General features: G+C 61.6%; 18 protein-coding genes. 13 read left to right on the forward strand and 5 right to left on the reverse strand.

Annotated features, from left to right (window positions below; all coding sequences use genetic code 11):
• Nucleotides 1-12: 12 nt before the first annotated feature.
• Nucleotides 13-1,524 carry an ArnT family glycosyltransferase gene (locus K426_RS12500; protein WP_066557546.1) on the reverse strand — a complete coding sequence of 504 codons (1,512 nt, stop codon included), beginning with the start codon at nucleotides 1,522-1,524 and terminating at the stop codon, nucleotides 13-15.
• A gap of 227 nt (nucleotides 1,525-1,751) precedes the next feature.
• Between K426_RS12500 and secA the strand changes: the two genes are divergently transcribed.
• Nucleotides 1,752-4,484: a preprotein translocase subunit SecA gene (gene secA, locus K426_RS12505; RefSeq protein WP_066557553.1), complete on the forward strand. Its 2,733-nt coding sequence runs from the start codon at nucleotides 1,752-1,754 to the stop codon at nucleotides 4,482-4,484.
• A 199-nt stretch (nucleotides 4,485-4,683) separates the two neighbouring features.
• Here the strand turns inward: secA and K426_RS12510 are convergent, their stop codons facing one another.
• Together K426_RS12510 and K426_RS12515 are read right to left on the reverse strand one after the other, a co-directional pair.
• On the reverse strand, nucleotides 4,684-5,136 hold the full coding sequence (locus K426_RS12510; RefSeq protein ID WP_140404553.1) for a DUF983 domain-containing protein: 453 nt from the start codon (nucleotides 5,134-5,136) through the stop codon (nucleotides 4,684-4,686).
• A 273-nt stretch (nucleotides 5,137-5,409) separates the two neighbouring features.
• Nucleotides 5,410-5,610 carry a hypothetical protein gene (locus K426_RS12515; RefSeq protein ID WP_066557556.1) on the reverse strand — a complete coding sequence of 67 codons (201 nt, stop codon included), beginning with the start codon at nucleotides 5,608-5,610 and terminating at the stop codon, nucleotides 5,410-5,412.
• A 384-nt stretch (nucleotides 5,611-5,994) separates the two neighbouring features.
• Between K426_RS12515 and K426_RS12520 the strand changes: the two genes are divergently transcribed.
• Together K426_RS12520 and K426_RS12525 are read left to right on the forward strand one after the other, a co-directional pair.
• Entirely contained in the window at nucleotides 5,995-6,897 is a 903-nt protein-coding gene (locus K426_RS12520) for a tyrosine-type recombinase/integrase (protein WP_066554352.1), read from the forward strand.
• A gap of 5 nt (nucleotides 6,898-6,902) precedes the next feature.
• Nucleotides 6,903-8,096, forward strand: a complete 1,194-nt coding sequence (locus tag K426_RS12525) for an IS91 family transposase (protein ID WP_066554355.1) — start codon at nucleotides 6,903-6,905, stop codon at nucleotides 8,094-8,096.
• A 525-nt stretch (nucleotides 8,097-8,621) separates the two neighbouring features.
• Here the strand turns inward: K426_RS12525 and K426_RS32530 are convergent.
• The gene (locus tag K426_RS32530) at nucleotides 8,622-8,984 is read right to left on the reverse strand and encodes a hypothetical protein (protein ID WP_237229782.1); all 363 of its coding nucleotides are present in this window, start codon (nucleotides 8,982-8,984) and stop codon (nucleotides 8,622-8,624) included.
• On the opposite strand from K426_RS32530, the gene K426_RS32535 reads away from it, so the two are divergent.
• Entirely contained in the window at nucleotides 8,983-9,123 is a 141-nt protein-coding gene (locus K426_RS32535) for a hypothetical protein (RefSeq protein ID WP_237229783.1), read from the forward strand. The genes K426_RS32530 and K426_RS32535 overlap by 2 nt on opposite strands.
• A 2-nt stretch (nucleotides 9,124-9,125) precedes the next feature.
• Here the strand turns inward: K426_RS32535 and K426_RS30320 are convergent, their stop codons facing one another.
• Nucleotides 9,126-9,284 carry a DUF2274 domain-containing protein gene (locus K426_RS30320; RefSeq protein ID WP_443018189.1) on the reverse strand — a complete coding sequence of 53 codons (159 nt, stop codon included), beginning with the start codon at nucleotides 9,282-9,284 and terminating at the stop codon, nucleotides 9,126-9,128.
• A 113-nt stretch (nucleotides 9,285-9,397) separates the two neighbouring features.
• Here K426_RS30320 and K426_RS12535 point away from each other — a divergent pair, with 113 nt between their 5' ends.
• The 9 genes from K426_RS12535 (at nucleotide 9,398) to K426_RS12575 (ending at nucleotide 18,830) form a co-directional block, all read left to right on the forward strand.
• Nucleotides 9,398-9,709, forward strand: a complete 312-nt coding sequence (locus tag K426_RS12535; protein ID WP_158511725.1) for a hypothetical protein — start codon at nucleotides 9,398-9,400, stop codon at nucleotides 9,707-9,709.
• Nucleotides 9,710-9,740: 31 nt separating this feature from the next.
• Entirely contained in the window at nucleotides 9,741-9,935 is a 195-nt protein-coding gene (locus tag K426_RS12540) for a hypothetical protein (protein WP_066554362.1), read from the forward strand.
• 506 nt (nucleotides 9,936-10,441) lie between these two features.
• Nucleotides 10,442-12,334, forward strand: a complete 1,893-nt coding sequence (locus tag K426_RS12545; RefSeq protein ID WP_237229784.1) for a TonB-dependent receptor — start codon at nucleotides 10,442-10,444, stop codon at nucleotides 12,332-12,334.
• 92 nt (nucleotides 12,335-12,426) lie between these two features.
• Nucleotides 12,427-13,797, forward strand: a complete 1,371-nt coding sequence (locus K426_RS12550; protein ID WP_066557561.1) for an IS1380 family transposase — start codon at nucleotides 12,427-12,429, stop codon at nucleotides 13,795-13,797.
• 184 nt (nucleotides 13,798-13,981) lie between these two features.
• Nucleotides 13,982-14,335: a TonB-dependent receptor gene (locus K426_RS12555; protein WP_066554375.1), complete on the forward strand. Its 354-nt coding sequence runs from the start codon at nucleotides 13,982-13,984 to the stop codon at nucleotides 14,333-14,335.
• Nucleotides 14,336-14,375: 40 nt separating this feature from the next.
• Nucleotides 14,376-15,230, forward strand: a complete 855-nt coding sequence (locus K426_RS12560; protein WP_066554377.1) for an FAD binding domain-containing protein — start codon at nucleotides 14,376-14,378, stop codon at nucleotides 15,228-15,230.
• Nucleotides 15,230-15,754, forward strand: a complete 525-nt coding sequence (locus K426_RS12565; protein ID WP_066554380.1) for a (2Fe-2S)-binding protein — start codon at nucleotides 15,230-15,232, stop codon at nucleotides 15,752-15,754. Before K426_RS12560 ends, K426_RS12565 begins: the two co-directional genes overlap by 1 nt.
• Nucleotides 15,751-18,162: a xanthine dehydrogenase family protein molybdopterin-binding subunit gene (locus K426_RS12570; protein WP_066554385.1), complete on the forward strand. Its 2,412-nt coding sequence runs from the start codon at nucleotides 15,751-15,753 to the stop codon at nucleotides 18,160-18,162. The genes K426_RS12565 and K426_RS12570 overlap by 4 nt, the downstream gene beginning before the upstream one ends.
• On the forward strand, nucleotides 18,159-18,830 hold the full coding sequence (locus K426_RS12575; protein WP_066554390.1) for an SRPBCC family protein: 672 nt from the start codon (nucleotides 18,159-18,161) through the stop codon (nucleotides 18,828-18,830). The genes K426_RS12570 and K426_RS12575 overlap by 4 nt, the downstream gene beginning before the upstream one ends.
• Nucleotides 18,831-18,852 lie beyond the last annotated feature (22 nt).

The raw sequence follows: 18,852 nt of genomic DNA on the forward strand, positions 1-18,852 counted from the left end.
TATGCCCGTCCGTCAACGGCGAGATGGGCGGATATACAGCTTTCCGACGCCGTCCGGCATGGCGAGCATCCGATAGGCACGCCGCTTTGCATAGGCGATCAGGCTGTCGTCGGGTCTCAGAGGCAGTTTGCGCGTCCCCATTTCATAGCCGACCAATATGGCCTCGGGCGGATCGCGGTCCAGATCCGTCAAGATTGCCGGGATCATCGCATGAATGCTGCGCGCTTCGGCCTTGTCCATCGTCCATCCCGTCCGATAGACGAAGGGGCCTGGAGCAAAGCGCCGGTCGATGTTCAGGCCGCTATCGACCAGTTGCTGGGGCGAAAGGCTGACGATCTCGTCATCGCCGGTCAGAGCGCGCACCTGCGCCCCCGCCCAGCGAGCGTTGGCGCTCGCGGTCAGGATAGGCGATCCGTGGCGCGTCATCGCTGCGACATGGCCGCCCGACGGCAACAGCCCCGGCACAGCGGCAAGGCAGAGCAAAGCGATCAAACCCGGCCGCATACGACCATGCCATGCCCGCGCATCGTCCAGCATGATGCCGAGCGCCAAGCCCAGCGGCGGCAGCAGCGGCATGACATATTGAAGCTGCGACGGCGTGGGCAATGCAGCGCCGATCAATCCGCCGCCGATCATCCAATAGGCAAACTGCCTCTCAGGCGGGCAGGCTCGCCCGCGATTCGCCCACCCATGGCCAAGGATCATTGCAAGGCTCATCAGAGCCGGTCCCCGCCAGAGATATTTCGCGAGGTCCGCGAATTTCTCGCCCAATGCCAGCTCGTCGCCCGCCCCATTGGCCGCATACCAGGCGAAGGGACCGCTCGCGGCAAAGGTGACGACGCCATAGGAAAAGGCGGCTGGCGCTGCGGCCCAGGCCATGAGCATCGGCGCGATCCCGGCCAATGCGCCAAGGGCGAGCCAAAGGGCATGGCGGCGATAGGCCAACAGGGCAAAGCCGCCCGCCGCCGCGCCCAATGGAATGAAATTGAGCTTGGCGGCGATCGCCAGCCCGAAGAACACCCCCGCCGCGAACCAGTGGCGCCGCCGCCCGATGTGCAGCGCTGCGATCATCAGGAGCATCGCCAGCGTGGCCAGCATGGTTGGCAGCATGTCGTTGCGCGTCACGCTGGCGGTGAACTGAAACGCTGCCGTGGTGGCCATGGAGATGGTCGCGAGGACCGCGCTGCCGCGTGAAACGCCTGCCCGGCGCTGAACAAGGTATAGCAGCAGGAGCGTGCCGACCGCACAGGCCGCCGTAGCAAGCCGCATCGCCGCGAGCATCTTTCCCGGAAACGCCCAGGTGAGCGGCGCGAACAGCCAAGCGTGCAGCGGCGGCTGAAGGTAGAGGAAGTCCCGATAGATCAGCATGTGCGAACTGAACCAGGCACCCGCTACATATTGGCTCTCATCATGATCTAACGGCGTGGCGAGCGCCGTAATCCCGAACCAGAGAAGGGCCGCAACCACCGCCATCACGATAAAAGTCGCGCCACGCAACTTCATGCGGGCAGGGGCGGGAACCATCGTCAAATGCCTCTCATTTTATCAGGCTTTGGCACAAGACGCCGCGATCCGCCAATATCCCGCTTATCCGATCATTTCGTTTCTGAAAATTGGCGCGGTCAGCCCTTATTGGGATACCAGGACATACCCGCTCTGATTGACTAACGCCTGTGCGCCCCCTAAATCGCCGCGCATGTCTGCGTGCGTCGCCCTTAAGGCGCGCGCGTCCCCTTTTGTCAGGAACTTGCATGTTCGGCGCACTCGCCAAGTCCATTTTCGGCTCCTCCAACGACCGCTATGTGAAGTCGCTGGGCAAGACCGTCGAACAGATCGCGTCTTTCGAACCCACCATCTCCGCGATGACCGATGAGGAATTGACGGCGCAGACCGTTCGATTCCGGGAGCGGCTGGCGCAGGGCGAAACCCTGGACAGCCTGCTGCCCGAAGCCTTCGCCACGGTGCGCGAAGCGGCCAAGCGCACGCTGGGCCAGCGCCATTATGATGTGCAGATGGTCGGCGGCATCGTCCTCCATCGCGGCGAGATCGCTGAAATGCGCACGGGTGAGGGCAAGACGCTGGTCGCGACGCTTGCCACTTACCTGAACGCGTTGGAGGGGAAGGGCGTCCACGTCGTCACGGTGAACGACTATCTGGCCAGCCGTGACTGCGAATGGATGGGGCAGGTCTATCGCTTCCTTGGCCTCACGACCGGCGTGATCGTGCCGAACCTGTCGGAAGACCAGCGGCGCGAGGCCTATAACGCCGACATCACCTATGCGACGAACAACGAACTCGGCTTCGACTATCTGCGCGATAACATGAAGTACGACCGCGCATCGATGGTGCAGCGGCCCTTCAACTTCGCCATCGTCGACGAGGTGGACTCGATCCTGATCGACGAAGCGCGCACGCCGCTTATCATTTCGGGGCCGACCGATGACAAGTCGGAACTCTATGTCTCGGTCGACGCCATCGTGAAGCGGCTGGACGAGGCCGATTATGAAAAGGATGAGAAGCAGCGCACCGTCACCCTGACCGAGGACGGGACCGAGAAGATCGAGCGCATGCTGGAAGAGGCGGGGCTGCTTCAGGGCGCCAACCTCTATGATTTCGAGAACACCGCCGTCGTCCATCACGTCAATCAGGCGCTGCGCGCGAACGCCATGTTCCGCCGCGACATCGATTATATCGTCAAAGACGGCAAGGTCATCATCATCGACGAGTTTACCGGCCGCATGATGGACGGCCGCCGCTGGTCGGACGGCCTGCACCAGGCGGTGGAAGCCAAGGAAGCGGTGAATATCGAGCCGGAAAACCAGACCCTCGCCTCAATCACCTTCCAGAATTATTTCCGCATGTACCCGAAGCTGGGCGGCATGACCGGCACGGCCGCGACCGAAGCGACCGAATTCTTCGAAATCTACAAGATGAACGTCGTCACCATCCCGACCAACCGGCCGGTGCAGCGGGTCGACGAGGAAGACAGCTTCTACAAGAATCTGGAAGACAAGTTCCGCGGCATCGCCAAGACCATCAAGATCCACGCCGAGCAGGGCCAGCCGGTCCTCGTCGGCACGGTATCGATCGAAAAATCGGAAATGCTGTCCGAGTTCCTGAATCAGGAAGGGGTCAAGCACGCCGTCCTCAACGCCCGCTTCCATGAAAGCGAAGCGCATATCGTCGCGCAGGCGGGTCGCAAGGGCGCGGTGACGATCGCCACCAACATGGCCGGTCGTGGCACCGACATCAAACTCGGCGGCAATCTGGAAATGCGCGTCGAGGATGAGCTGCGCGACATGCCGGAAGGACCGGAGCGCGAGGCGGCCATCGCCCGCATCGATGCCGAAATCGAGGCCGAAAAGGCCGAAGTGCTCGCGGCCGGCGGCTTGTTCGTCCTCGCGACCGAGCGGCATGAAAGCCGTCGCATCGACAATCAGCTTCGCGGTCGTTCAGGCCGTCAGGGCGACCCCGGCCTGTCCCGCTTCTACCTCAGCCTTGACGACGATCTGATGCGCATCTTTGGCCCGGACACCATGTTCGCCAAGATGATCCGATCGAACCTGGAGGATGGCGAGGCGCTGCCCCCGTCCAAATGGCTGAGCAAGGCGATCGAGACCGCGCAGAAGAAGGTCGAGGCGCGCAACTACGATATCCGCAAGCAGGTCGTCGAATATGACGACGTGATGAACGACCAGCGCAAGGTCATTTACGAACAGCGCAGCGACATCATGGACGCGGAGACGGTGGACGATGTCGTCGTCGACATGCGGCATGAGACGGTCAACGATCTGGTCGGCGCCTCCTGCCCGCCGGGCACCTATCCCGAACAATGGGACATGGAGCGCCTGAAGGCCCGCACAGCGGAGGTGCTGAACCTCGAACCCGATTTCGACGCCTGGCTGGCGGAGGATCATGTCGATCCGGAAATGATCGAGGAACGGCTGACTGCGCTGGCTGACGAAGCCGTGGCGGAGAAGGTCAAGGAACTCGACCCCGAAAACTGGCATATGATCGAGAAGAGCATCCTGCTCCAGAGCCTCGATCATCATTGGAAGGAGCATCTGTCGACCCTCGACGCGCTCCGCCAGGTCGTGCACCTGCGTGCTTATGCACAGAAGACGCCGATCAACGAGTATAAGCAGGAAGCCTTCGCCCTGTTTGAGCGGATGCTGGGCAATATCCGGGAGGATGTGACCGGGTCGATCGCCCGCGTTCAGTTCCGCATGGAGGAACCGCTGCCCGAATTCGAGCTGCCGGTACTGCCCGACTTCATCACCACGCATATCGATCCCTTTTCGGGTGAAGATAATAGCGGGGACATTGACGGCGGACAGATTGGCGGCATCACCACGACTTTGCCGCGCCCGCCTGTAGGCGCTGGTCAGGGCGGAGAATTCGCCAATCTGGACATCAGCCGGAACGCGCCGTGCCCCTGCGGTTCGGGCCAGAAATACAAGCATTGCCACGGCGCGCTTAGTTAAGCGCGCCGAGATTTCTGCCATACTGATCTAGGGTGTGTGGAGATTCAGCTCAGGGTGAGGCGAAAATTGCGGATTTCGAGAACCGGCGCGCAGCGACCATGAAGGTCGTGAGCACCGGAAGCGCAGAAAGCCGCGATTTGCAGCCCGCCATAGGCTGAATCCCCACACACCCTAAATCGACAGGCTCCGCAGGCGGCCGTTAATCGCCGGGCCGACCGCCGTGCAATTTCGCCCATAATTGAGCGGTGCCGGCTTCCTGGGCCTTGTTCACATATTGCGCGGCGATCAACCATCCCTTGATTGGCCGCAGGGGCAGGATCGTCGTCAGGATCAGCACCGGAACGCCGACCGCCAGATGGACCCACAGCCCCGGTCGCGCCAAGATTTCCAGCATGATGATGAAGACAACTCCCGGCACGCAGGCGAACAACTGCACGAACACGGCTGGCCCGTCCGCCGGATCGGCAAAGTCATAATTCAGCCCGCAGACCTCGCAATGATCGCGCACCGTCAGAAAACCGCGAAATATATGCCCCTCGCCGCAGCGCGGGCAGCGGCCCAAGAGCCCTGTCTCGATCGGTGAACGCCGTTTCCATCGTCCGCCATTTTCCGCCGCCGATTGCATCGTTGAAATCCCGCCTGTGTCGTCCATCGTCATGCCATCCTATCAACGGCAGAAATGTCGGCATTCCAGGGGAATTTTCAATTGGGCTTTTTGCCCTGGGGATGCCTGCCTTCGACCATATGGGTTACGTTACGGAAAGCATGCGCTCTACCTTTGGGTAGATTGCCAGAAACCCGCCCCCTTGCTATGCGGAGGATGATTTGGATGCCCGACAGCAAACAAGTCGCGCTCCCGGCTATCCCTTGCCCGGGGGCGCTTTTTTTTAAATTCTGTGCGTGGGTAGAAGTTCCCGCCAGCCGATCACGGCTCTCTTTCCATCGCGTCGTGCAGAACCTGATCGGGGCAGGACAGCGCCAAGGCCCTGACTTTATAGCGCAGCGCGAGTTCGCGATGGGCCGCGACCTCCTGCGACGAAGCGCTCCGCCGTGCCGCAGCATCGGCCTTCGCGGTTTCCTCTCTTGCGCGCCGAAACAAATAGCGCGCGTCAGTATCGGCAGACATCGTCACCTCCGATGATGAACGAGCCGATTCTAGCATCGGAAAAACCGCCCCGCTTTAACCAGGATCAATTTTACCGACTTGAGGAAGGGAATGGCGGGCCACGCCCGATGAGGATGGGCACTTTACCTTCGCCATAGCACTACCCTAGAGCCGCCGGGAGATGCCAACTATCGTCTATTGGCGCCGTCTCGCGCCGCTCGATCTACGAACCCGACAATGGCTTAGCCGACGTTTCGACGAGTCGGGTTCTGGGCGATGCACGAACCCGCTGCGCGGGAGGGGTGCTCGGGAACAGGTTAAGGCCCAGGCGGTAGGCAGGTCCTGAGTTGAGGGCGGTAGGGCGCGAGCAGACCATCGAGGTTCCTTCAACTGAGGAGCCTCACGATGACCGACCTCATACCCGTTGTCCCCCATAGCCCGCTGCGCCAGCGGCTCATCGACGACATGACCTTGCGCCGCTTCTCGCGCGAGACGCAGCGCAACTATCTCCGGGACGTTGGGCGGTTCGCGACCTGGCTGGGACGTTCGCCGCATACAGCCACGGCGGAAGATGTCCGCCGGTTCCAGATCGAGCAGCAGGATGCTGGCGTGCCGGTGCCGACGATGAACAGCGTGGTGGGAGCGCTACGGTTCTTCTTCACCCATACGCTCGACCGACCTGAGCTCGCCCGCAAGCTGGTTCGGACCGCTCACATCCGCAAGATACCGGTGGTCCTGTCCCTTGAGGAGATGAAACGGCTCCTCGAAGCCACCACGTGCCTGAAGCACCAGGCGGCATTGTCCGTGGCTTATGGCGCGGGCCTGCGCGTATCGGAGGTCTCAGCGCTCAAGGTGAGCGATGTCGACAGCAAGCGCATGCTGCTGCGCATCGAGCGTGGCAAGGGCGGGCGCTATCGCAACGCCATGCTTCCCGAGGGGCTTCTCCTGCTGCTTAGGGACTGGTGGCGTGCTGGTCGCCAGCAAGGCATCATGCGAGAAAATGGCTGGCTCTTTCCGGGGCAAAACGCCCAGGTGCCGCTGAGCACGCGGCAACTCTATCGTGTCGTCGTCGAGGCGGCTCTGGCGGCCGACATCAACAAGCGTGTCGGCATGCACACCTTGCGGCACAGCTTTGCGACCCACCTGCTCGAAGACGGTGTCGATATCCGCGTCATCCAGGCGCTGCTCGGCCATGCCAAGCTCAACACCACCGCCTTTTACACGCGCGTCGCCACCAAGACGGTGCGCTCCATCACCAGTCCACTCGACAAGCTGCTGCTGCCGTCTGGAGCCGCAACGGACGGCTGAGCCAGGTGCGGACCTCGCTCGAGGTCGCCGACATCTTCAGGAGTGCGGGCCCGGCATATCGCAGCGCGCGCGCCGGTCATCTGAGCTTGCACCAGCTGAAGATCATGTCGGCGGTTGAATATTGTCGTACGTCAGCGATGGGCGGGCATGTGGAAGCCTGCACAGACTGTGGTCATTGGCGCATCGCCTATAATAGCTGTCGCAACCGGCACTGCCCAAAGTGCCAAAGCGCAGCCGCACGCACATGGCTGGCCGAGCGCGAAGCCGACCTGCTGCCGGTCGGCTATTTCCATGTCGTCTTCACCCTTCCCGCTGAGGTCGCTTCCATCGCGCTGCAGAACAAGAGGGAGCTCTACGACCTGCTGTTTCGTGCCGCATCTCAAACCATGCAAACCATCGCTGCTGACCCAAAACACCTCGGCGCGCGCATCGGCATCACGGCGGTGCTCCACAGCTGGGGTTCAGCCCTGACCCACCATCCGCATATCCACATGATAGTGCCCGGAGGCGGGCTCTCGCTCGACGGCGAACGTTGGATCTCAGCCCGCCCGGCGTTCCTGCTACCCGTGCGCGTATTGGGAGCTCTTTTCCGCCGCCTGTTCCTGACGCGGCTCCTCGATCTCCACCAGGCCGGCAAGCTTGGCTTCTTCGGCGGTATGGCACATCTCGCCGACCGCCGGGCTTTCCTGCGTCACCTGTCTCCGGTGCGAAAGAAGCGCTGGGTGGTCTATGCCAAGCCACCCTTTGCCGGTCCCGAAGCGGTACTCGCCTATTTGTCGCGCTACATCCACCGCGTGGCCATTTCGAACAGCCGGCTTCTCGCCTTCGACGGGGACAAGGTCGTCTTCCGCTACAAAGACTACCGCCGCAACGGCACAGACCGGCAACAGGTCATGACGCTTGCCGCCGAGGAGTTCATTCGCCGCTTCCTGCTGCACGACCTGCCCAGAGGCTTCCATCGTATCCGTCATTACGGCCTGCTCGCCAGCGGTGCTCGAAGGGAGAATCTCGAACGGGCTCGCCGCCTGCTGGGGACGGAGCCACCCGCCGCCGAAGAAATGCCGCCGGACGCTTCAGGCTCATGTCCGCCATGCCCATGCTGCGGTGGCAACATGGTCATCATCGAGACCTTTGAGCGACGGTATCACCCACGCGGACCGCCATCTCCGCCGGCGCCCACCGGGAGAACAACGTCGTGACCCGGCGCGGCATATCGTTTCCACCCTCCGAAGGCCTTGTGCTCCGGAGGACCGCTACGCTCGTGCCTCGTCACCCGAAAAGCAGACGAAGTCGCCTCATAAGCGGACCGTCTTCATTGAGACGACCGTCAGAGGTGCTCAAAAACCGCCGGTCTGCTTTCGATACCGTCCACTTTGGGGCAGACATCCATCACCCCAAGGCTCGCGCAAAACGCAAATCCCCATAGATCACGCGCGGGAACCGCGGGTTCGGGCACCGTCGACTTTCTGACGCCTCACGGCGTCTGAAACTCTCAACGATTGCGGACAGGCAGACTTCCGTCAGGCGACTAGCGGAAGCAGACGGCGCGCGACGCGGCACACCTTTTCCAAAAAAATCGTGTATGTCCGGGAAGTTTGGGCCGATGCCCGCATACGCCGAATGCGTCGCAGTGCTCCGGGAAGACCGCCAGCCTGCGTGCGGGTATGTCGGGCGAAAGTCTGACTGGCCGTTAGTTTCGCTTGCGTCTCCATTGCTTGAGACGGCTAGAGAGAAAAAGTCGGGGGAGTGAGCAATTGATCGAGGGCACGAAAGTTGGCGCGGTTTGCTGGCGAGACGATAACGGCAATCCTGCGCTTCGACGATCCCTTGGGTTCATCAAAACGCAATACGCGCTGTCTTTTGATTTTCCACCGAGATTCCAGTAAGATGAGCCAGTGATCTTTGGAGTGCAAAGCCATGTCGCAAGGTAAGACAATCATCGTCTTGATCGTCACTTTGGCGATCGGTTTCGCGGGCGGATTCATCTTGCGGCCTGTCATCTCGCCATCGCCTGCAACCGTCGTCGCCAGTGCGCTGACACCCATGTCACCGGCATCGAGCGAGGCGCGCGGGACAAAGTATTTCATGGCGCATCTCGACGAAGCGCGACAGGTCGTGGCCGGATGCCGCGACGGCTCGGTGCGCGGCGGCGAATGCGCCAATGCCGAGGAAGCGATTATCAAGGTCGATGCCCAGGAGCGCCGCAGACGGTTCTTGGGTAATTGACCCTAGCCGGACGGCTCAGCCCTTGGTATCATGGCGGTGGGAGAGCCCCGGTCGCTCGCCATAAACTTCGCCAGCATCGGCGAAGCGAGCTTTTCGGGAGGAATGGCGTCCCCGCCGGTCTCGGCCGCGAGCGCAGCGGCGTAACTGTTTCCCTCCCCCACAGGGATCTTTGATTACAGCTTCCGGAGGCCGGGGACGTGGCATCGCTATCGACGGTCGCCAATGTGCACAGCTGCGGCTGGCCTCGATCGAGGCGGACGCCGCGGTGCCTATCGTGCCGGGTCGCCTTAGCCTTATGCGCGCTGGGCTATTACGATCGGTCTTCGATGATCGAACGACGTTCGCAAACCTGCTGACGGGCGTGACGCGCGACGGCGTCGCCAATCGGACGATGATCGCTGATCCTCGCAGCCGCTTCAAATCGATTAGCGGCGAGTTGCGGGTGACGCGCAGCTTCATCGAAGGACGGCGGCTGCACGTCATCCACCTCTCAGCGCGCGGGCGCGATTTGCGGCAACAATATTCCGGCTCGGCGGTGATCGACTACGGCCCAACCCGGATCGGGGAGCAGGCCGGTCGAGCCTGAATTCTCTTTCACCGAGCGAATCTAGAACCGCGTGCGCCAATGGACAGGTGGGATCACCTATGAAGGTCGCTGGCAGGGCGTCGGTGAACTGAGCTTTGGCGTGTCGAAGACCGACTATACCAAGCGGTTGGAGCTGCCGGGCCCGCCGCCGCTCGAGACGCACTCACAGCCTTGGCTCTACAATGTCACCGCGGCAGGTCTCCTCGGTCCACGGCTGACAGTCTAAGCGGGCTATGCTCGGGCTTGGAGGATAGCGGGGTTGCCCCGAACAACGCGGTGAACCGTCGCGAGATCCTATGGCCGAGCCCTTCCGCATTCCAATTTTTTATCCTCTTATTTCTGGCGGTTAAAGTTTCACCGCCCCTTTTTTCGCACCTAGGACACTAGGCCATGACCTAAGTGTGGTTTACAATTGATACTCAATGGACTATCTATTGACTAATGATGGGAAGTATGCGAGTTACCCAGCGTGCACCAAAATAGGATCGGCTAGGTCAGGACGATGCAGGAGCCGTTCCGTCCGCGAAGGAGCACCGGAAGCTTGCGCGCCAGGTTTTACTCGAAAGGGGAGATATTGGGATGAAAGCCCATAGATCAGGGATACTAACGCTATGTCTGGGATCGGCGTCGCTGTACGCTCTAATGCCATGTGCCGCGCTCGCGCAGGACGCGGTCGATAGCGGCACCGATATCGTCGTCACGGCAAACAAGCGCGAGCAGTCGATCAACAAGGTGGGCCTGGCGATCACGGCGCTTAGCGGCGACACGCTCAAGAGCCAAAACATTGTCTCCCTGAGCGACCTGGCAAATTCCATTCCCGGTCTCAGCTATGCCCCTTCGGCCACACAGACCCCGGTCTATACATTGCGCGGCGTCGGCTTTTACGAGACTTCCCTTGCGGCCTATCCGACGACCAGCGTCTACGTCGATCAGGTTCCGCTGTCGTTTCCGGCGCTCTCTACCCATGCCAATTTCGACTTGGAGCGGGTGGAAGTTCTCAAGGGACCGCAAGGGACGCTGTTCGGCCAGAACTCGACAGGCGGCGCGATCAACTTCATCGCAGCCAAGCCGACGAACAGCTTCGAAATGGGCGGCGATATATCCTATGGCCGCTTCAATCGTATCGAGGGGAATGCCTATGTCAGCGGACCGCTGACGGACACTCTGCGCGCTCGTCTTGCCGTCACCGGCGCGCATGCCGATGACTGGCAACGCAGCTATACGCGTAATGACAAACTGGGCGAAGTCGCTTACTACGGCGCACGTCTGCTACTCGACTGGGATCCGGTCGATACCGTCAGCGTCGAGATCAACCTCAATGGCTGGCGCGACCGGAGTGATCCGCAGGCCCCGCAATATCAGACCTTGTTGTCACAATCCCCGGCAACCACGGTTCCGGGTTTGCGGGCATTCCCCTTCTCCCCGTTCAATGCGCGCGCGGCCGACTGGACTCCCTCGACCCGCCCGCATGCAGACAACCGTCTGCTGCAAGGGTCGGCGCGTATCAATTGGGATGTGACAAGCGATATCACCGTGACCTCGATCACATCCTATGTAGACTACAAGCCCGATCAGGGATTCGAAACCGATGGCACTACTCTTATGGCCGATGATTTCATCGTCGACAAAGGGCGCATCAAATCCTTCAGCCAAGAGCTTAGAATCGCGAACAGACCGAGTGGTGCCCTCCGGTGGGTCTTGGGGGCGAACTACGAAAAGAGTCATGTCTACGAATATCAGTTGCAGACACTTTCTGACATCAGCACCGCTCCCATATTTGGTTACACCGGTGCTTATGTCTATTCAGACCAGCGCATGCGTAACTACGCGTTCTTCGCCAACGCCGAATACGACATCAACGAACGGATTACGTTGAAGGGCGGCGCCCGGTATACGAATGCGCGAAGGACCGCAGCGACCTGTACGGGCGATCCCGGGGATGGCACCTTCGCCGCTGCATTCGACGGTCTGGCAAATGCGATCCAGCTCGGATCCTTCCCGGTCGCCGGCTTCACCCCCACCGGCGTTCCCGTGCCGCCCATTGGCGCGGGTTGCGCGCCGCTCGACAACACCACGCTCGACGGAACGCCGGCGACCTATCTCCCCGGCGAATTCCGGGACATGCTGAAGGAAGACAATGTCTCCTGGCGCGCGGGTGTCGATTTCAAGGTGTCGGGGAACGCGCTGCTCTACGTCAATGTCGCAAAGGGGTACAAGGCGGGCAGCTTCCCTATCGCATCGGCCGCGACTTTCGAGCAGTTCCTGCCGGTGACGCAGGAATCGCTGCTGTCCTATGAAGCCGGCTTCAAACTGTCTGCGCTTGAGCGGCGCCTTCAGATCGTCGGCGCTGGCTTCTATTATGACTACAAGGATAAGCAGCTTCGTTCGAAGATCGTCGACCCGATTTTTGGCGTACTGGATGCGCTCGACAACATCCCCAAGTCCCGGATGATCGGTGCCGAACTGGATGTGACGCTCACGCCCGTTCCCGGCCTGACGCTTGCCGCGTCGGGCTCCATCCTCGACAGCAAGGTCACGAAATTCGTTGGCCTGGATACAGCCGGCGGGCCGATGGACTATAAGGGATCAGTCATTCCCTATACGCCTAACCCGGCATATTCATGACGGTGTGTAATTTGGGTTGGCGGATGTGGCGTAACGCTTTGATCTGCATTAGGAAAATGGTTGCTAACACCTGACCTGATGCCGGACAGAAAATGCCACAGACCACACCCGCCGCGAGCGACGATAGTCGCACCCGTTTTGGATTCCCAGCCATTGCACGCAAGAAGGTGAGTGCTGCCTTCGATGGCGGTCGGATGACCTGCGATGGCGGTGTACTTCTGCTGTCCCAGGCCGAGCGTTTGATGGGGATCTGCGAGAGGCTTGCCGCCTGCATCGCCGATCCGCGCGATCCTTCGCGCATCGTCCATTCGCTGACCGACATCTTGCGTGCGCGGGTTCTGGCGATTGCCTGCGGGTATGAGGACGCCGATGACCTCGACACGCTGCGCGATGATCCCGGTTTCCGCCTGGCCTTGGGCAAGCTGCCGGGTTCGGGTGCGGGTCTGGCCAGTCAGCCCACCATGAGCCGCTGGGAAAACGCACCGACCACGCGCGAGCTGGCGCGCATGATGGTCGCGATGGTCGATGTCTACTGCGCCAGCTATCCGGCAGCGCCTGCAGCAGTGACGCTGGACATCGACGACACCTGCGATGTGGTTCACGGCTATCAGCAGCTGTCCTTCTGGAATGGCCATCACGGCGAGCGCTGTTTTCTGCCGATCCATGTCTACGACACGGCGACTGGCAGGCCGGTCGCGATGCTGCTGCGCACCGGCAAGACGCCCTCGGGCGCAGAGGCTGCCGGCCACATCCGGCGCCTGATCCGACATATCCGGCGGCACTGGCCCGACACCCACATTACCATTCGTGGCGACGGGCACTATGGCAGGCCCGAGGTCATGACCTTCTGCGAGGCGCACGGCATCGACTATGTCTTTGGCCTGCCCACCAACGCCGCCCTGCGCACGGATCCCGAAATCGTGAAGGTCGCCGATGCCTGCGCGGTCAAGCGCGCCGAGGGAAATCATGTGGTCCTGCGCAACTATACCCAGACACGCTACGGCGCAAAAAGCTGGAACTGCCAGCGCCGTGTCGTCGCCCGGATCGAGGCCAGCATCCTGGGCATGGATATCCGATACGTCGTCACCTCGCTCGAGGAGGGATCGGCCGAGCACATCTACGACACGCTCTACTGCGCACGGGGTCGGGCCGAAAACCTGATCAAGCTGCACAAGGCGCAGCTGGCCAGCGATCGCACCTCGTGCCGCTCGGCCAACGCCAACCAGATGCGGCTGATCCTGCACACCGCTGCGTTCTGGCTGATGTGGCGTATTCAGCAGGCCATTCCCAAGGCCAAAGCACTCGCCAGCGCCGAGTTCGCGACCCTGCGCCTGCGGCTCCTCAAGGTCGCCGCCCGCGTCATCGAGAGCGCATCCCGCATCCGCGTGGCCTTCGCTTCCGCCTGTCCGGATGCCGCCGTTTTCCGGACCATTGCCGCGGCCCTCAGATCAGCCCCGACCTAGCGAACGCGGCCGTGCCGCCGAACGTCTGAGCCCCGTCCATTAACCCCGCAAACCTACCGAAATCCAGCGGTGAAAAAGACGCAGCGCAGGCGCTCGCCCTGATTACGCGGCCAGGGCTCGCCGAGCTCCGCTGCGCGCAGAAACGACGCTGTGATGAATAGGAGGGGCTAAATATCAGTTGAGGTTGGCTGCCGACTATAAATGGCAGATGGGCAACGCCGAACCCTTCGTGGGCATCGTCTTCTCGACGCGCAGCAAGGCCAATGCCAATATCGGCGGGGCGCGCGGACTGGTGATTACACCCGACTTCGCATCGTCCGTAGCCCCCCAAGATACCTACACCATCCCCGGCTATTCGCTGGTGGACGTGCGCGCCGGCGCATCCTTCAACGATGGCCGCTATCGCGTGACGCTGTTTGGCAAGAACGTGTTCAACAAATACTATGTGACGAGCATATTCACCGACTACGACACCATTGCGCGGTTCGCCGGACAACCGGCGACATATGGTGTGACGGTCGCATTCAAATTCAATTGAGCGGCGGGGCAGGTATGAGACGAATCGGAGCACTGAATTCATGAAGTTTCCGCCTTTTTCTTATGCCTGTCCTACGTCCCTCGCAGATGCGATCGAATTGCTGAGCGATGATGAGGATGCCCGTCCGCTGGCGGGCGGGCAGTCGTTGCTTCCGATGATGGCCCTGCGCGTCGCCGCGCCCCGGATGCTGGTCGACCTTGGAGGCATAGACGGGCTTCGGCAAAGCAGCGTCCTCCCGGAGTCGATGCGGATTGGCGCGATGGTCACGCATGCTGCCAATGCGTCATCACTGGATATCTGGATGCATTTCCCGCTCATGTCCGAGGCGCTGCATCATGTAGCCCATCAGGCAGTACGAAGCCGGGGAACGTTCGGGGGAAGCCTCGCCCATGCGGATGCCGGGGCGGAAATGCCTCTCGTGGTGTCTGCGCTGGACGGCATGTTGCTGCTTGAGGGGCCCGGGGGATCGCGCTCCGTTGCAGCGGTTGATTTCTTTCAAGGCCACTACACCACCGCGATCGAGCCCGGCGAGATATTGACCGGCGTAGAGGTCCCCTTTTCTGACATGGAATGGGCGTTTGAGGAACTGGCACGGCGGTCGGGCGATCTCGCGATCGCGATGGCGGCCGCGGGCCTACGTATCGAGGACGGGATCTGCCGCAAGGCCCGGTTGATGCTCGGAAGCATTTCCGACCGCCCCATCCGCGCGGTAGCCGCCGAGGCCTATCTGATCGACCGGGAACTGACCCCATCGGTCATTCGCGAGGCGTCCGCTCTGGCGACGACGGACATTCATGCGCGGTCCGACACCCATGCGAGCGCCGAATACCGGATGTCACTGGCCACGACGTTGATGCGCCGCGCGCTCACCCGCCTCGCAACGGGAGCGTTTTGATGCGCAGGGCCGAAGAAGACCAAACGCTGGAGGTGATCGCCACCATCAACGGGCGCGAGCGGCGCTTCAGCGTCTTACCGCGTCTGAGCCTTGCGGACACATTGCGCGAGGAACTGGGCCTCTATGGAGTCCGGACGGGCTGCGAACACGGCGTCTGTGGCGCGTGCACCATCATCGTTGACGACCTGGCGGTCCGCTCATGCCTGATGCTTGGCGTACAGGCGGACGGCAAGACAATCCGGACTGTCGAAAGCCTGGCCAAGGGCAATACGCTGCATCCCCTGCAGGAGGCATTCCGCAGGCATCATGCACTGCAATGCGGTTTCTGCACCGCAGGTATCCTCGCGACGACACAGGCCTTGCTCGCGGAAAACCCCCATCCAACGCGCGGTGAGGTGCGCGAAACGCTGTCGGGCAATATCTGCCGCTGCACAGGGTACCAGACGATCGTGGATGCGATCATGGACTATGCGGAAACCGGACGGCCCGACATCGCTGACGGCGATCGGGAGTGTGCCGAATGAGCAAGAGCGAAGTCGCCCAGCTCAGACCCCAATCGATCGGCACGTCGATCCCGCGCCGCGAAGACCCCGGTCTGTTGACGGGTCGGGCACGTTACATCGCCGATATCGTCTTGCCCGACATGCTGCACGTTGCGATCCTGCGCAGTCCTGTCGCGCATGGCAGAATCAGGCACATCGATACTGCCCCAGCGTTGGCAATGCCCGGAGTGGAGCTGGTCTGGACAGGCCAGGACAGCGGCGCGCGCTGCCCGGGAATTGCGTCTGCGCTCGAACATAAGGGCTTCGTCGCGACCATCCAGCCGCTGCTTGCCTATGATGAGATCTGCTTCGTCGGCGAAAGCATTGCCGTCGTGGTCGCGCATAGCCGGGCCCAGGCGGAAGACGCGCTCGAACGGATCGAAGTCGACATCGAGGAGCTGCCCGTCGTCACCGATGTCGTAACGGCCATCGGCACGGACGATCTGGCCAATGCCGCGGTGCCGGCCAATCTCGTCTATCGCTCGCATCGGGTGGCGGATCCGGTGGAGGATGTCTTCGCCCAAGCCGCCCTGTCGGTCGAGGGAAGGTTCCTCACGCCACGCATCAACGCATCGCCGATGGAAACGCGCGGCTTCGTCGCCCGGCACGAATGGACCACGAATATGCTGACCTGCTGGTCGGCAACGCAGATGCCCAGCTTCATTAAAACGATGACAGCGATCTTTCTTCAGTTCCCCGAGCAGAATATCGAAGTCATCACGCCGATGGTCGGTGGCGGGTTCGGGCAGAAGGCGCATCTTCATCCCGAAGAATTGCTGACGTGCCTGCTCAGCATAGAACTGGGGCGACCGATCAGCTGGATCGAAGACCGGCAGGAAAATCTCTTCCGTGCCCCCCAAGCCAAACAGCAGATCAACGAAATTGCGCTCGCGCTGGACGATCAGGGCCGTTTTCTCGCGCTGCGCGATCGTGTGACGACCGACAGCGGTGCCTATAATTCCCTGCCGTGGACTCCATTGGTCGAGGGCCATTCCGGCATGCTGGTTGTTGCCGATCCCTATAAGATCGAACTTCTGTCCGCCGAATCCTTCTCCGTCACGACCAACAAATGCCCGATTGGCGCGTATCGCGGTGTGGGCTTTACCGCGCCTACTCTCGCGCGCGAGGTGTTGATTGACCGAGCGGCGCGGAAACTGGGCTTGTCGCCTTTCGAGATCCGACGGCGCAATGTTCTGCGACAGGAGGATTTTCCTTATCAGACCCGGGCCGGCATGACGATCCGCGAAGGTACTTTCCTCGAAACCGTGGACCGGCTCGAGGCAATGGTCGGCTACGAAGACTTTCGAGAGCGGCAGAAGGAAGCTCTCGGGCAAGGCCGTCTGCTCGGCCTGGGCATCTCGATTTTCAGCGAGATCAGCGGGATCGGCACGCGCGCGCTCAATTTTCTCGATTATCCGCTGACCTCTCACGATACGGCGACCGTTCGTGTCGAGCCCACCGGTAAGGTAACGGTCACGACCGGCATTGTCACATCCGGTCAGGGCAATCCAACCACGCTTGCCCAGATCGCGGCAGACGCCTTTGGCGTGTCCGTAGACGATGTCACCATTTTGGCTGGCAGCACCAATCATGCGGTCGGATTCGGCAACGTGGCCAGTCGGTCCGCCGTGTTCGGAGCGGGGACAATCGGCCGTGCCGCCGAAATCGTGCGAGGGCGGATGCGCGCCGTCGCCGCGCGGCTGCTTCAGGCTTCGCCCGACGAGATAGAGATGAGCGGCGGCATGATCCACGTCCGTGACGATCCTGGCCGCAAGATGCCGTTCGCAGCCGTTGCCGGCGCGGCCTATTTTGCTGAGGCGACGCATCCCGACAATTTCGATCCGGCGCTGGAAGCCACTGCCGCGTTCGACCCGTCCGACATCGTGCTCGCCAATGGCGGCCATGCGGTGATCGTCGAGATCAACATCGAGACCTGTCTGGCGCGCGTCGAGAAGGCCTATGCCGTCGAGGACTGCGGTCGGATGGTCAATCCGATGATCGTTGAGGGCCAGATCAGAGGTGGCCTGGCACAAGGAGTGGGCATGATCCTGCTCGAAGAACTGGTTCATGACGAGCGGGGACAGCTCATAACGTCCACGTTTCAGGACTATCTGCTGCCGACCAGCCTCGACATCCCGGACATTGAGATATCCCATCTGGAAACGCCGTCCTCGCTCGTGCCTGGCGGGATCAAGGGCATGGGCGAGTCCGCGATGATTTCGGCGCCTGCGGCTGTCGCAGGTGCGGTCAACGACGCGCTCGCCTGCCTCGACGCCAAGATCGAGCAGTTTCCTGCCTCGCCCCAGCGGATTTTCGAAGCCCTGTCGAAAGCCGGTGCGTGGGCACGGGCCGAACACCTCGACGGCATTAAGGAGGAACCAGACCGGTGAATTTCCAGTATCGTTTCAAACTGCCCGTACCGGTCGAACGAGCATGGCCCATCCTCCTTGATGTTCGTCGCGTGGCATCCTGCATGCCCGGGGCAGGCATCGAATCCGGCGAAGGGGACGATTATGTCGGCCGCATGAAAGTGAAGGTCGGCCCGATCGAGATGGCCTATAGTGGAGATCTCCATTTCGTAGAGCGGGACGGAGCCGCGCATCGCATGAAAGTGGAAGGCGTGGGCCGCGAGGTGCGTGGCGGCGGCGGCGCCAAGGCGGTTGTGACGATGCAGGCCTCGTCTGTTCCGGGCGGCTGCGACATCGCAATCGACAGCGAATATGAACTCAGCGGTCGCGCCGCGCAATTCGGCACGGGTATGATAGATGAGATCGGCGCCAAGTTGATGCAGGAATTTGCCCGGCGTCTTGAGAAACTGATCCTAGGCAGTGGTTCGCAGGAGTCCGTCCCGGCAGGAGCTACCTCAAAGCCACCATCAATGCCGCAACCTGCGATGGCCACTGCATCATCGGCTCGACAGGACTGGCCGGAAGAGGAGAATGAAGCGCTCGACCTCGTCGGCTTAGCCTGGGCACCGGTGCTTCGGCGTAGCCTGCCGATCATTCATCTGCTGATCTCCGCGGCGACGCTGATCTATTTGATCGTTCGCCTGCAATGACCCGCAGCGATTGAACGAGCGT

This window comes from Sphingobium sp. TKS (assembly GCF_001563265.1).
Lineage (GTDB): Bacteria > Pseudomonadota > Alphaproteobacteria > Sphingomonadales > Sphingomonadaceae > Sphingobium.

What these genes read in the sequence shown, in the direction of transcription:
- K426_RS12520 (WP_066554352.1), top strand. Translation starts at nt 5,995, where the DNA reads ATGACCGACCTCATACCCGTTGTCCCCCATAGCCCGCTGCGCCAGCGG.
- secA (WP_066557553.1), top strand. Translation starts at nt 1,752, where the DNA reads ATGTTCGGCGCACTCGCCAAGTCCATTTTCGGCTCCTCCAACGACCGC.
- K426_RS12515 (WP_066557556.1), bottom strand. Translation starts at nt 5,610, where the DNA reads ATGTCTGCCGATACTGACGCGCGCTATTTGTTTCGGCGCGCAAGAGAG.
- K426_RS12510 (WP_140404553.1), bottom strand. Translation starts at nt 5,136, where the DNA reads ATGGACGACACAGGCGGGATTTCAACGATGCAATCGGCGGCGGAAAAT.
- K426_RS12565 (WP_066554380.1), top strand. Translation starts at nt 15,230, where the DNA reads ATGCGCAGGGCCGAAGAAGACCAAACGCTGGAGGTGATCGCCACCATC.
- K426_RS32530 (WP_237229782.1), bottom strand. Translation starts at nt 8,984, where the DNA reads ATGAAATACTTTGTCCCGCGCGCCTCGCTCGATGCCGGTGACATGGGT.
- K426_RS12500 (WP_066557546.1), bottom strand. Translation starts at nt 1,524, where the DNA reads ATGGTTCCCGCCCCTGCCCGCATGAAGTTGCGTGGCGCGACTTTTATC.
- K426_RS32535 (WP_237229783.1), top strand. Translation starts at nt 8,983, where the DNA reads ATGGCGCATCTCGACGAAGCGCGACAGGTCGTGGCCGGATGCCGCGAC.
- K426_RS12550 (WP_066557561.1), top strand. Translation starts at nt 12,427, where the DNA reads ATGCCACAGACCACACCCGCCGCGAGCGACGATAGTCGCACCCGTTTT.
- K426_RS12560 (WP_066554377.1), top strand. Translation starts at nt 14,376, where the DNA reads ATGAAGTTTCCGCCTTTTTCTTATGCCTGTCCTACGTCCCTCGCAGAT.
- K426_RS12570 (WP_066554385.1), top strand. Translation starts at nt 15,751, where the DNA reads ATGAGCAAGAGCGAAGTCGCCCAGCTCAGACCCCAATCGATCGGCACG.